Annotated in this window: 11 protein-coding genes, 1 tRNA gene and 2 pseudogenes; 5 read left to right on the top strand and 9 right to left on the bottom strand. The window is 35.8% G+C overall.

Annotation, left to right across the window (positions count from 1 at the left end; genetic code table 11):
- Nucleotides 1–81 precede the first annotated feature (81 nt).
- The 7 genes and pseudogenes from gatB to OPR17_RS05540 all read right to left on the bottom strand — a co-directional run bounded on the left by gatB (nt 82) and on the right by OPR17_RS05540 (nt 6,978).
- Nucleotides 82–1,506 (bottom strand): Asp-tRNA(Asn)/Glu-tRNA(Gln) amidotransferase subunit GatB, encoded by a 1,425-nt coding sequence (gatB, locus tag OPR17_RS05570; protein WP_265021446.1) that lies wholly within the window; start codon nt 1,504–1,506, stop codon nt 82–84.
- A gap of 542 nt (nt 1,507–2,048) precedes the next feature.
- On the bottom strand, nt 2,049–2,234 hold the full coding sequence (locus OPR17_RS05565; RefSeq protein WP_265021445.1) for a hypothetical protein: 186 nt from the start codon (nt 2,232–2,234) through the stop codon (nt 2,049–2,051).
- Between the two features lie 26 nt (nt 2,235–2,260).
- Nucleotides 2,261–3,188: pseudogene (locus OPR17_RS05560) on the bottom strand (IS982 family transposase).
- Nucleotides 3,189–3,558: 370 nt separating this feature from the next.
- Nucleotides 3,559–4,809 (bottom strand): citrate synthase, encoded by a 1,251-nt coding sequence (locus OPR17_RS05555; RefSeq protein ID WP_265021444.1) that lies wholly within the window; start codon nt 4,807–4,809, stop codon nt 3,559–3,561.
- Nucleotides 4,810–4,889: 80 nt separating this feature from the next.
- On the bottom strand, nt 4,890–5,159 hold the full coding sequence (gene rpsT, locus OPR17_RS05550; protein WP_010081981.1) for a 30S ribosomal protein S20: 270 nt from the start codon (nt 5,157–5,159) through the stop codon (nt 4,890–4,892).
- Nucleotides 5,160–5,210: 51 nt separating this feature from the next.
- Nucleotides 5,211–5,936 carry a lysophospholipid acyltransferase family protein gene (locus OPR17_RS05545; RefSeq protein WP_320109850.1) on the bottom strand — a complete coding sequence of 242 codons (726 nt, stop codon included), beginning with the start codon at nt 5,934–5,936 and terminating at the stop codon, nt 5,211–5,213.
- 55 nt (nt 5,937–5,991) lie between these two features.
- Nucleotides 5,992–6,978: a tyrosine recombinase gene (locus OPR17_RS05540; RefSeq protein ID WP_265021442.1), complete on the bottom strand. Its 987-nt coding sequence runs from the start codon at nt 6,976–6,978 to the stop codon at nt 5,992–5,994.
- A 274-nt stretch (nt 6,979–7,252) separates the two neighbouring features.
- Here OPR17_RS05540 and OPR17_RS05535 point away from each other — a divergent pair.
- Nucleotides 7,253–8,099, top strand: a pseudogene (locus OPR17_RS05535) (IS982 family transposase); the annotation flags it as partial.
- Nucleotides 8,100–8,640: 541 nt separating this feature from the next.
- Here OPR17_RS05535 and OPR17_RS05530 read toward each other — a convergent pair.
- Both OPR17_RS05530 and OPR17_RS05525 read right to left on the bottom strand, forming a co-directional pair.
- Nucleotides 8,641–8,790, bottom strand: coding sequence for a hypothetical protein (locus OPR17_RS05530; protein ID WP_265021441.1), 150 nt, complete (start codon nt 8,788–8,790; stop codon nt 8,641–8,643).
- Nucleotides 8,791–8,856: 66 nt separating this feature from the next.
- A complete protein-coding gene (locus OPR17_RS05525) occupies nt 8,857–10,977 on the bottom strand; it encodes a transketolase family protein (RefSeq protein WP_265021440.1) in 2,121 nt (706 codons plus the stop codon).
- A gap of 113 nt (nt 10,978–11,090) precedes the next feature.
- On the opposite strand from OPR17_RS05525, the gene rpsD reads away from it, so the two are divergent.
- The 4 genes from rpsD (at nt 11,091) to OPR17_RS05505 (ending at nt 13,161) form a co-directional block, all read left to right on the top strand.
- Nucleotides 11,091–11,705 carry a 30S ribosomal protein S4 gene (gene rpsD, locus OPR17_RS05520; RefSeq protein WP_265021439.1) on the top strand — a complete coding sequence of 205 codons (615 nt, stop codon included), beginning with the start codon at nt 11,091–11,093 and terminating at the stop codon, nt 11,703–11,705.
- A gap of 9 nt (nt 11,706–11,714) precedes the next feature.
- Nucleotides 11,715–11,801, top strand: a tRNA-Leu gene (locus OPR17_RS05515).
- 30 nt (nt 11,802–11,831) lie between these two features.
- Nucleotides 11,832–12,032 carry a Fe-S cluster assembly protein IscX gene (gene iscX, locus OPR17_RS05510; RefSeq protein ID WP_265021438.1) on the top strand — a complete coding sequence of 67 codons (201 nt, stop codon included), beginning with the start codon at nt 11,832–11,834 and terminating at the stop codon, nt 12,030–12,032.
- A 787-nt stretch (nt 12,033–12,819) separates the two neighbouring features.
- On the top strand, nt 12,820–13,161 hold the full coding sequence (locus tag OPR17_RS05505; RefSeq protein ID WP_265021437.1) for a DUF721 domain-containing protein: 342 nt from the start codon (nt 12,820–12,822) through the stop codon (nt 13,159–13,161).
- The last annotated feature ends 10 nt before the right edge of the window (nt 13,162–13,171 follow it).

Genomic DNA, 13,171 nt, shown 5'->3' with positions numbered 1-13,171 from the left:
ATATGTCATAATATACAGATATCGTAACAAAGACCTTGGAATATCTACGAGATGTGCTGTTATGTAAATAAAAAAATGTGACTAATTACTTAATCTCTCACTCAAAATTGAATTCACAACATCAGGGCTGGCTTTTCCCTTGGTGAATTTCATGACTTCACCAACAAAGAAACCATATAATTTTGTTTTACCGCTTTTGTATTCTTGAACTTTATCTTGGTTGCTATTGATGATTGTGTCGATAACTTCTGATATTTGACCTCTATCGGTTATTTGCTTTAGGTCCTGCTCTTCTATGATGAGAGATGCAGGTTTGCCAGTTTCAAACATAATATCAAAAACTTGTTTACCAAGTTTAGCAGAGATTGTTCCATCAACGATAAAATCTAAGAGTTCGGACAAAGCATTTGCTTTGATTGGGGAGCTCACAATATCAATATTTGCTTTATTTAAACGACCGAAAAGCTCTACAGTTAACCAGGTGACCGCGAGCTTTGAATCATGTTTTTTTATCAATTCCTCAAAGTAATCAGCAATCGCCTTATCGGAAGTAATGACGTTTGCATCGTATTCGTTGATACCTAATTTTTCAATGTATCGCTGCTTTTTCTGCTCTGGCAACTCAGGCAAAGATGATTGAATTAAATCAATTTTCTCCTGGCTTACCTCAACAGGTAATAAATCAGGCTCAGGGAAGTATCTATAGTCGCTTGCATCTTCTTTGTTTCGCATCACTTTTGTTTTTCCCGAAGCAACGTCAAACAATAAGGTATCTTGACTTATTTCTTCCCCACCTTCTAAAATTTCAATTTGTCTTTGTATTTCATAGTCTATAGCTTGCACAATATAACGTATCGAGTTCAGATTTTTTATCTCACAACGAGTGCCAAATGTGCTACTGCCTTTTAGGCAGACAGAAACATTTGCATCACAACGAAGTGATCCCTTTTCCATATCACCATCACACGAACCAATGTAACGCAAAATCTGCCTCAATTTTTTCATGCATTCTGCAGCTTCCGCAGATGAACGGAGATCTGGTTCTGAAACAATTTCCATTAAAGCAACCCCTGCACGATTTAAATCTACATAAGTTTTGCTTTCCTCATGAACGCTCTTTCCTGCATCTTGCTCTAAATGAATTCTCGCAATTCTTATTTCTTTTTCATTGTCGTTGATAAATACTCTACCGTTTTTAACTATTGGCTCAAAAAACTGAGTTATCTGGTAACCTTGTGGTAAATCAGGATAAAAATAATTTTTCCGATCAAAGTAAGAACACTTATTAATTTCTGCAGAAAGTGCAAGACCGGTGCGTATTGCTTGCTCTATGCAGTAATAATTTAGTATTGGCAGCGTACCTGGCATTGCCGCATCAACTAGAGAAACTTGAGTGTTATGCTCAGCACCAAACTCCGTTGATGAGCTAGAAAATAGCTTCGTATTAGAAGAAACTTGAGCGTGTACCTCAAGCCCAATTACCGCTTCCCAATCCTCTTTCGTCATGTATTTTATTTAAATGATAATCTTAATATTCTGCAAAATTAGCACAAAAAGTCAAAACAAAACTCATGTTAGCTAAGTGGTATGCAACCCGTAGAAACAGGACGAAAAATTAAACGAAAAAATTACTTGACAAGCTCCGCTAGCCCCCTTATCATAAGTACTGAAGCTATTTATTTATCTTCTCTGTACAGATTAAATGACAAAAAAACTCACGTATCTGGCGTCTCATGTTTAATTTTTTGCACTATGTGCACCTTATGTCTTTATCAAACTTCTACCTACATAAGCTGAAACGCGCTTATAAAGCGTTTAAAACATAAAAAAACGCCAACTTAAAAAATGGATAGTGAATAACTAGCTACCCTAGGGTTTCTTTTGCCTTTTTTTTCTGTTCAGTAAATTTTTTAACGTTTCTAATTTAGATTAGTTGCGATTTAAAAGCAACTGAATCGCGGTTATTAAGTGTTTAGAATAAAAAAACGCCATACTTGAAAGTATAATGTAAGTAATTAGCCAACCACGGGGCTTCTTTTGCCTTTTTTTCACTTGGTAAATTTCTTAATGTTTGTAGCTAAAGATTGCACGAATACTGCAATTACAAAAGCGATCTCTACTAGGTAGGCCAGTGCTCCTTTTTTTGTCATCCGAGTAGCCCTCTTCTTGTCATCCCAGTGCGTGACACTGGGATCTAATTTTTTATCAAAATTACTATATTTATATATTTGCAAATAGATACAATTTGAAATAATTTATACTATGAAGTTACGAAATGAGATCCCAGTGTCACGCACTGGGATGACAGGGGAGGTTGCACCATAAACGCAAATTCTGGATTAAGGAAGGAAGTATAGGAAATAGAAGGCTTTTTGGATTTGATGGAATAGGAGATGAGAGTAGAAAAGATATGAACCAAGAAATCAACAGGGGATCTATGGCGAGTGTGTTCAATTTCTAGTCTATTTTTTAGGTAACATAGACCTTTTTCTCAGTAAAATCTTCTCATTTAGCGAAATTAATGTATTTTTCATACCTTTTTTCACCTTGGTAACAAGTTTCAAACCTCGGTCAAACAGCTTCTGAAAAAGCTCTTTTGCAATATAACCTTTGTCACCAAACAAAAGGCCGGTTAATTTTTCCGTCAAATTTGGCACAGGTATCCTATCATCAACATTGCCTTTTGTTAGCGTAAGTGCATGAATTTCACCATTTTCATTGATTACCATATGTAATTTGAAACCAAAAAACCAGCCGTAAGTACTCTTGCTTAATTTTGCAATTCCAGCAAAAACTTTGTTTTTGGATATTCTTTTTGCATGACAAACTGCAATGGGAGTTGTGTCTATATATGAGATTCCAGTGTTTTCTGACTGTCCACAAAGCCAATGCAACAACATTGCTAAATGCCACAAAACCCTAGGCTTTAGAGCAACAAACCTGGTATATGAAGGCAACTTTGGAAACTCTGATTTGTAGAGCAACGTTAGGTAATGTAGATAGAAAGTTTTGAAATTTTTACACGGAGATTGTTGATATAGCAGGATTATTGTCATGATTTCAGAGTGCTCAATTTCCGTTGTTCTTGTGGGTTTTTTACCATTTGGCAGTAGTTTGCCTGCAAAATTTTTCTCTATATCTCTGCAAAAATCATCGACCAAACAAAACAGTTTTGTTATATCTTCCATGGGTAACCTCATCTATTTTTTTATAATTGCTGAGTTTACCCTGTTTTCTGCCTTTTCTATTCTCCTTTAATCCAGAATTCGCGTTTTTTAAGTATACGCGCTAAAGTTAAAATCCGACCGGGACAGCCGCAATAAAGTAGATAAGCCTAAACGCCATCATGTCTTTAGGAGAGTTTGCTAATGAAAGTTCTTAAGTTGACGCCATTGGCTGAACGGATACGGAATGACACTATCCTTTTTTCTGGATTCCAGACTGGAATGACACCTCTGGACACTTCCGTCGCAAAGGAACCAGTGTCAGCTACTCGGATGACACCTTTTTTCTACTTAGTTTGGGTTATGCAAGAAGTCTAATGAAGTGAAAATAAATTTATTTACCAAAATAGAGTTGCCTTGGTCTACAGATCTTAGTTTCTTTATCATTTATCATTTCATACCACTGAGTAACCCAACCAGTGGTTCTTGCAAGTGCAAAAATAGGCGTGAACATACTTGAAGGGATATCGATAGCATTCATTATTATACCTGAGTAAAAATCAACATTTGGATATAACTTACGCACGATAAAATATTCATCCTTTAAAGCTATTTCTTCAAGTTTTTTTGCAATCTTGAGCAGTTCATTGTTTTGTTCTATTTTACTTAGAACCTCATGGCAAGCGTCTTTTAATATGCGCGCGCGCGGATCATAATTTTTATAAACACGATGTCCAAATCCCATCAATTTAAATGGATCTTTATCATCTTTAGCTTTTTCGATGAATTTATCTATATCTCCACTTTGCTCTATCTCTTTTAGCATATTTATAACTGCCTCATTAGCTCCACCATGTGCTGGTCCCCAAAGTGTAGCAACCCCTGCAGAGAGGCTTGCAAACAGATTAGAACCAGCCGATCCTACCAGTCTGACAGCCGCCGTAGAAGCATTCTGTTCATGATCAGCATGGAGAGTAAATATTTTATCCAAAGCTTTTGCAAAAAGGGCGCTTTTATCATTATCAACAGCATCGCCAAATATCATCTTTAAGAAATTTTCACTGTAACTTAATTCATTGTTAGCATTTATGAATTCCTGATTGTTGATATGCCTATAAATCATTGCAACAATTGCAGGAACTTGCGCTATTGCAGAAATTCCAAAGTCTAGATCTTCACCATTGACATTGTTGCCATGCTTTTCATAGTAAGATGCTGACAAACTTGCAAAACATGCAACTAAGATTGACATAGGGTGAGCAGTTTTTGGAAATGCTTTAATTACATTTGTAACTTGCTCTGATACTTTGGATGATTCTTGTATTTTGAGAAGAAATTTTTTGTGTTGCTCTGAACTGGGTAGTTCACCATAGAGTAATAAATAAATCACAGCAGTAAAACTATTATTCTCTGCCAAATCAGCTATATCATGTCCCCTATATTTAAGTAGTCCTTCATCTCCATCAATAAATGTAATCGAAGAAGAACATGAAGCTGTGGAAACAAACCCTGGATCGTAAGTGAATAATCCTGTTGTCTTATATAAATCCTTGATATTTAGCACATCAGGACCTGTTGTTCCGCTTAATACAGGTAGCTCGATTTTTAATCCATTACTTAGTTCTAATAGCACTTTTTTATCCATCACTTAAGCTACTTAAATTTTATACAGAATATACAAACTGAGGAGTATATATTAATACAGTTAACTTTACATTAACCGTATTAAGCGGTCATCAATGCTTTTACTTTTGCATTTAAGCGACTTATTTTACGCGCAGCAGTATTTCTATGAATAACACCTTTATTCACACACTTGTGTAAATTAGATTCAGCATTCCGAAATGCCAAAACAACATTTTCTTTGTCGCCAGACTTGATTATATCAACCAAATTTCTAATAGCAGTGCGAGTTTTACTTTTCCGCATCTTATTTATTAAAGTGCGCTTTGCTATTACCTTTATCATTTTTTTAGCACTCTTATGATTTGCCATATATTAATACCTAAAATACTGTACTTTTCTTTTAATTATAAAGCTTTTTTGTTAATTTGCAATATCAGTTTTTTCTGTGGTTAATTTACTACTTCTCTCTTCAATAATTTTTTCTAAACTTTGCAAGAATTCATTTTTGTTTAATCCAGGATGTATTGGAGGCAATATTTCTATTACTGCCTTTCCGGGATTCTTTCTCAGAGAAAGTATGCTTTTTGGCCAAAATAAACCAGTGTTTAAAGCAACCGGTAACACAGGAACAGATAATATGCTATATAAAGCAGCAATACCTGGTTGATATTTTATATTTTGGTTTATAGTTGTTCTTGTACCTTCAGGAAATATTATTATGCCTCTATTTTCTTTTATACGCATTTTTGCTAATTTAATGATATGACGCATAGAACTGATACCATCTGAGCGGTTAATAAAAATCATTCTGAGCGCCATGAGATGCAAACCAATGAATGGGATCCATTTCAATTCACGTTTTAAAATAAAAACCGCTTCTCTAAATAGTAGTATAAAAATAAATGTTTCAAATGGAGATTGGTGTTTTGATGCAATTATAAAAGGTTGCTTAGGAATGTTTTCTATTCCCCTCACTTCATATTTAATGCCACATAATAAACGCAGCATGAATAATACAACTCTCACCGAACAGACGAGGAAAATAGTCATTATACGCACAGGGAAGAGAATTACAGGGAGAGTAATTAAAGTATAGAATACTTCCCATAATATAAGAAAGAAATTAAACAATAAACTTGAAATCACAAACTCACATAAATTTATTTAAATTTAACTTTATTACAAATTAAAAACAATAAATTTAATTATTGATCATCTGAGTAATAGGATGCGAATCAGCTAATTTGTCCTTTAACTTTTCGTTAGCAATATGAGTATATATTTGTGTTGTAGAAAGGTTAGTATGGCCAAGAACTTTCTGTATCAACACAATATTTGCTCCGCTATTTAGTAGATGGGTAGCAAAAGAATGCCTAATCACGTGTGGAGAGATTTTATTTTCATCAATATTGCATTTTCTTGCTAACTCCTTCATTAATTGACCGACCCTCTGCCTTGTAATTGGTTTATTAGGTTTATCACCTGGGAATAGCCAATCAGACTCCTTTCTGTTAGAGAGCAGATTGTCACGAACTGATAAATAATTTCTAAGGCTCTGCAATGCTTGTTCATTAAAAAGAATTTGCCTCTCTCTACCACTTTTTCCTTTTATTATTATATAGCATTCTTTGTTATTACTGTTTATTAAATGCGACACTTCACATAATTTCATACTAATTAGTTCAGAAACACGCATTCCAGAAGAGTAAAGGATATCTAAAATCGCACATAGCCTTTTACTGCTTATCTCTTTATTCGATTCGCTTGCTGATTTTCTCACTGTGTCCATTAGCAAAAATATTTCTTCGACACTTAAATACTTAGGCAAAGGACGAGAAACTTTTGGATTCTTTAATTCAGCATCATTAGCCGGCGCTGGATTAAAATCTATTATTCCGTCATTAAATAGACACTTGTAAAAATTTTTCATAGCGGATATTTTTCTTGATATAGAGCTACTTTTATATTTTTTTTGTGTACATAAAGATTTCACATAATCTTTAATATTGGTTTTGTTTACACCAACCAAGGTAGTGCCGCTTTCCAATAAAAATTCTTCAAACTGGTGTAAATCCGAACGATAACTTTCCAGAGTATTTTGTGTAGCGGACCTCTCTGAAGCTAAAGCATCTATGTAATATGTTATGTAAAGATTTTCTTTTTTATTTTGCGACTGTTTATTTTTCATTATCAGCTCCTATATTTATTTCTTTGGCTATAATTTGATTAGAAGTGTTTCCTGTGTTTCTTATGAGACAAATAAAGCATTTATCAATAGAGTGAACATCACAAACTTTTGCTTTAACCTTTTTCTTAAATTTAATCTTACTCTTATCATAGTTAAGTTATAACGTTAAATCTATAAAAAACACCTTATAACGCGAATTCTGGATTAAAGGAGAATAGAAAAGGCAGAAAACAGGGTAAACTCAGCAATTATAAAAAAATAGATGAGGTTACCCATGGAAGATATAACAAAACTGTTTTGTTTGGTCGATGATTTTTGCAGAGATATAGAGAAAAATTTTGCAGGCAAACTACTGCCAAATGGTAAAAAACCCACAAGAACAACGGAAATTGAGCACTCTGAAATCATGACAATAATCCTGCTATATCAACAATCTCCGTGTAAAAATTTCAAAACTTTCTATCTACATTACCTAACGTTGCTCTACAAATCAGAGTTTCCAAAGTTGCCTTCATATACCAGGTTTGTTGCTCTAAAGCCTAGGGTTTTGTGGCATTTAGCAATGTTGTTGCATTGGCTTTGTGGACAGTCAGAAAACACTGGAATTTCATATATAGACACAACTCCCATTGCAGTTTGTCATGCAAAAAGAATATCCAAAAACAAAGTTTTTGCTGGAATTGCAAAATTAAGCAAGAGTACTTACGGCTGGTTTTTTGGTTTCAAATTACATATGGTAATCAATGAAAATGGTGAAATTCATGCACTTACGCTAACAAAAGGCAATGTTGATGATAGGATACCTGTGCCAAATTTGACGGAAAAATTAACCGGCCTTTTGTTTGGTGACAAAGGTTATATTGCAAAAGAGCTTTTTCAGAAGCTGTTTGACCGAGGTTTGAAACTTGTTACCAAGGTGAAAAAAGGTATGAAAAATACATTAATTTCGCTAAATGAGAAGATTTTACTGAGAAAAAGGTCTATGTTACCTAAAAAATAGACTAGAAATTGAACACACTCGCCATAGATCCCCTGTTGATTTCTTGGTTCATATCTTTTCTACTCTCATCTCCTATTCCATCAAATCCAAAAAGCCTTCTATTTCCTATACTTCCTTCCTTAATCCAGAATTTGCGTTAATAGAAGCAGGAGCGGATGTTAATAAAAAAAATAAAGATGGAAAAACTCCTTTCGATTTAGCCGAGGATGACGGAATAAAAACTCTATTAAAAACCGCAGAAAAACCTGATATTAATCCAGTGGATGAATCATTGAAGGATAGTGAAGGGGTTCAAGAAGAAGAAGAGGAGGAAGATTCAAATCAATCACAGAGAGAGCAAGACATCAATGGAGAAAAAGGAACTGATGTAACAACCGGAAGTGCACAGCCTGTTGCTTCCACAGAACCTGCACAAACAGAAGAACAGCCGAGCTCTTTTTTTGGTAGTTTGTTTAGTATACTTATGAAGCCTTTTTCATTAGTTGCATCATTTTTTGGTGGTTTTTTTTCATGGTTGTTTGGGTCTGACGAAGAAAAGTCTGACACACAACCTTATGATGATTCTTCTTCACCTAGGGTCGATCAATCAGTTGAACAAAATAATGGTGATCATAATGACCAGAGCAATGTGATTTGATAGTGATCTTCTACCGGAAAAGGTGTCATCCCAGTGCTTGACACTGGGATCCAGGAAACTTAATTGCAAGTAATGCATTGGGTTTGGTGAGTATGGGTTTTGCGTTATAGAATGAAACACTTTTGGTGAATTTGTAAAGAAAACTGGATCCCAGTGTCAAGCACTGGAATGACATCATTGGATAACGTCACGCGCTGGAATGACAAAGAAGAGTGGGCTTTCATATGGTTATGCAAGAAGTCTACTGAATGTAAACCAGTTTCTCACACACACATTTTACCACATGATCAGCGTTGATATTAAAATGCTCATAAAGTGTTTTATAAGGTGCTGATTCTCCGAAGCTTTTCATGCCAATAAATATACCGTTTGAACCTATGTATTTATGCCAACCCATTTCACTTCCGGCTTCAATTGCAACTTTAATGCTGTCATTATTTAATATCGCCGCTTTATATTCACCGCTTTGCTCGTCGAAAAGCCTCCAGCATGGCATAGAAACAACCCTTGTACCTATGCCTTTTTCCTGCAATTTCTCCCTTGCTTCAACTGCAATTTCAACCTCGGACCCCGTAGCAAATATCGTCACTTTTAATTCTTTTGAACATTCACACAAAATATATGCACCAAACTTCGATAAATTAGCAGATTGATCGATATCAGAGTAGAACTTGCGCATGTAACTTACGTTTTGCCTTGAGAGCGCAAACAGTGCTGGAGATTCTTTCTTTTCGAGTGCAATGCTAACACACTCCAGAGTTTCAACTGCATCGGCTGGCCTAAAAACATATAGATTTGGTATAGCACGCAAAGAGGCTAAATGCTCTATTGGCTGATGAGTTGGACCATCTTCTCCCACTCCAATTGAGTCGTGAGTCATGACATACATAACCTGCTGCTTCATCAGAGCTGAAAGACGTATAGCAGGACGACAATAGTCGGAAAATACCAAAAAAGTGCCGCCATAAGGAAGAATCGCGCCGTGAAGTGCCATACCATTCATACATGCTGCCATAGCGTGCTCTCTCACTCCATAGTGGACATAAGAGCCACTATAATTATTGCTATTTATTACCTGCATGTGCTTATATTTAGTGCAATTTGACCCAGTAAGATCAGCAGAACCGCCGATTAATTCTGGCATAGACTCAGTTAAAAGTTCCATTACTCTGCCGAAAGAAGATCGAGTAGCTTCGTTTGGCATTGTCTCGTGTATTTGTTTCTTCAAGTTAGCCAAAACATTATCGATATTGTCTGGTAGACGTTTATCTAACCGTCTTTGAAGTTCTTTATTTTCACTGGATTCCAGTGTCAAGCACTGGAATGACACCGAATTGCTGTTATCTGGCAGACGCTCATCTAGTCGCCTTTGAAGTTCTGCATGATACCCTGTCATCCCAGTGCTTGACACTGGGATCCATTCTTTTTCTTCTTTCCTGGATTCCAGCGTCACGCGCTGGAATGACATCGTGTAGTTTTGTTTTGCTCTCTCAACAGTTTTCTTCCAGGCATTTTTCACATCTTCTGGTACATGGAATGGTTCATAATTCCAGTTTAATTTCTCTCTCATCTGTTTTATGTCTTCCTCCGAAAAAGCACCACTGTGAGCAGAGGATGTGCCAGCACGGCTTGAAAATTTTCCGATAATAGTTTTGCAGCAGATCATTGTAGGTTTATCAGACTTTTTTGCTTGCTCTATTGCAAGGGATATGGCATCAAAATCATGGCCATCAATTTTGTCAACATTCCATCCATACGCTAAGAAGCGTTTCTCTACATCATCAGAGCAGGAAAGGCAAGTAGCGCCATCTATAGAGATATCATTATCATCAAAAAGAGCTATGAGCTTATTCAATTTAAGATGCCCAGCAAGTGATGCTACCTCATGGCTTATTCCTTCCATAAGACAGCCATCCCCTAGCATCACGTAAGTGTAGTGATTGATTCTGAATTGCTTTTTAAGGATTGATTCAGCAAGTGCCATGCCAACAGCAGCGGCAAACCCCTGACCGAGCGGGCCTGTTGTTGCCTCTACCCCGGAAGTCAAGCCGAACTCTGGATGACCTGGGGTCTTGGATCCCATTTGCCTGAAGTTTTTTAGCTCATCTATGCTAATATAACCTGTCAAATATAATATTGAGTATAGTAACATTGACCCATGACCGTTTGATAAAACAAAGCGATCTCTATTGAACCATTTAGAATCATCAGGATTATGATTCAGATATTTAGCAAACAAAACAGTTGCAACATCTGCCATGCCAAGTGACATACCTGGGTGTCCAGAGTTTGCTTTTTGTACTGCATCAATTGATAAAAAACGGATGGCGTTTGCCATAGATTTTAAATGTGAATGATTCATGTGTTAATAGAAAAACTTAAAAATGAAGTATAAAAGATTATATCAGCAAAAACAAGTTGACACTGAGTGCTAAAATCCTTAATAATCTAAAGTTAAATCGTGAGAGTTTTTATATGACAACTGTTATCACTAGAAAGTATAGGATTAGCCGTAGACTTGGTGTAAATTTATGGAGTAGAGCTAAAGACCCAGTAAACAAAAGGAAATACCCTCCAGGTCAACATGGTATTCTTGGATTCAAGAAGTTATCCGACTTTGGTAAGCAGTTTGCTGCGCATAAGAAATTTAAGTTTTACTATGCGATTTCAAGTAAGCAGCTCAGACGTACATTTTTAGATGCTTATAACAGAAAGGGTTATATGGCTGATAATTTTATCGGTATCTTAGAATCGAGATTAAGTTCTGTTTTATACCACTCTGGTCTTGTTCCAACAATTTACTCAGCAAAGCAGCTCATATCTCATAAGCACGTTACAGTTAATGATAAGGTGGTTAACATATCGAGTTATCGAGTGAAGCCAGGTGATATAATAAAAATAAGAGAAAGGGCAGCAAAAATCCCTGTAGTAGTAGAGGCTGAACAAAAACAAGAGCGCAAGGCTCCGGATTATTTAGAAGCAGATAGTAAAGAGCATTCAGTGAAGTATTTGAGGTCACCTCAATATTCTGAGGTTCCTTATTCAGCAGACATGGAAGTCAATTTAGTAGTAGAGTTTTACTCTAGATAGATAAAAAAAGCCCGTGTGGCGGAATCGGTAGACGCAGCGGACTTAAAATCCGTGGGTTTTGCGACCTTGGGAGTTCAAGTCTCCCCATGGGCACCAATTTAACTTAGCAGACAAATACAAAAAAGTATGCAATGGCTTGATATAGAAGATATTGTAGAAGCTCTGGAGGAAAAATTTCCAGATGAGAATATAATTAATGTCAGATTCACTGAGCTTAAAAAAAAGGTCTTGAGTTTAGAGGAATTTGATGATGATGAAAAACGCTGTAACGAAAAAATACTCGAAGCTATTCAAGCAGCTTGGATTGAGGAAAGATTAACCGCATAGCAATAAACCATACGCAAACGTGATTTCTATTACAATTTGCATATTGATTATGCTATTTTTTGGATCTAGCCTGGCAAGTTAATAATAATTTAACCAATTACAATTAAAACAGCTATAAGGTTAATTATGAGGCAAAACAAAAATTTTTGAATGGAACGACTTACTTGACAAGTGCTACGTTGAGATAAATTTTACATAAAAATACTGCTTTTATGGTGTGAGGCTAGAGGTTTGTAAAGCAGTTAGAAGGTTGTCATCCCAGTGCTCAGACACATAGCTGTACGAACATTTATTTTTGTTAAACACAGCAAATGGTGTCATGCCAGTGCTTGACACTGGCATCCAGCTTTTGATCGAAAATGTTGTATAGTGCACAATCAATTTTTCTGGATCCCAGTGTCTGAGCACACAACTGTACGAACGTTGTAGTTTGGGAGCAATTCCCACCAGTGGGGTGTCATCCCAGTGCCCAGACACTCTGAGATCCAGCTTCTATTCAACTTAATTAAAAACGTTTATTTTAGCGTAAGACAACTACCTTTAGCTCATCAGCTCAGTTATAAGCAAAATTTCTGGATTCCAGACTGGAATGACACCATTTGCTGTGCAATTTACCTTCAAAAATGAATGTTCGTACAGCTATGTGTCTGAGCACTGGGATGACATCCTCCCTGGTGGACTCAAATTACAATGTTTGTGCAGTACGCACTGGAATGACAGGGCTTTAAGAAATCCAATGTAGTGGTAAACCTTACTTATTTAGTTATACTAGAAACAAAACAGAAAAATGCTCAAACACAGCGTTCCAAAAAAAATAAAGTCTATAATTGAAAACTATGCATTAAAATGCATGAAAAATAAGATTAGTAAAAATGAAATACGTCTGATTTTAAACTGGCGAAATATAGTAGGGAAAGAAATAGCAGAGTGTACAAAACCGAAAAAGATCTCATATGCACAGAATATAAATTCGGGTGTGTTGCATCTGGTAGTAACAAATGGCAGTAAAGCATTGGAAATTCAGCATATGATTTCTCTTATAATAGAAAAAATTACGATATTTTTTGGTTATAAAGCAGTATATGGTATAAAAATTAAGCAAGAGAGTATTGACTATTTGACTATATAAGGTAATCTAA

Origin of the sequence: Wolbachia endosymbiont (group A) of Icerya purchasi, assembly GCF_947251635.1 — a bacterium.
Taxonomy (GTDB): domain Bacteria; phylum Pseudomonadota; class Alphaproteobacteria; order Rickettsiales; family Anaplasmataceae; genus Wolbachia; species Wolbachia pipientis.
This window is presented reverse-complemented; position numbering and strand designations above follow the sequence as displayed.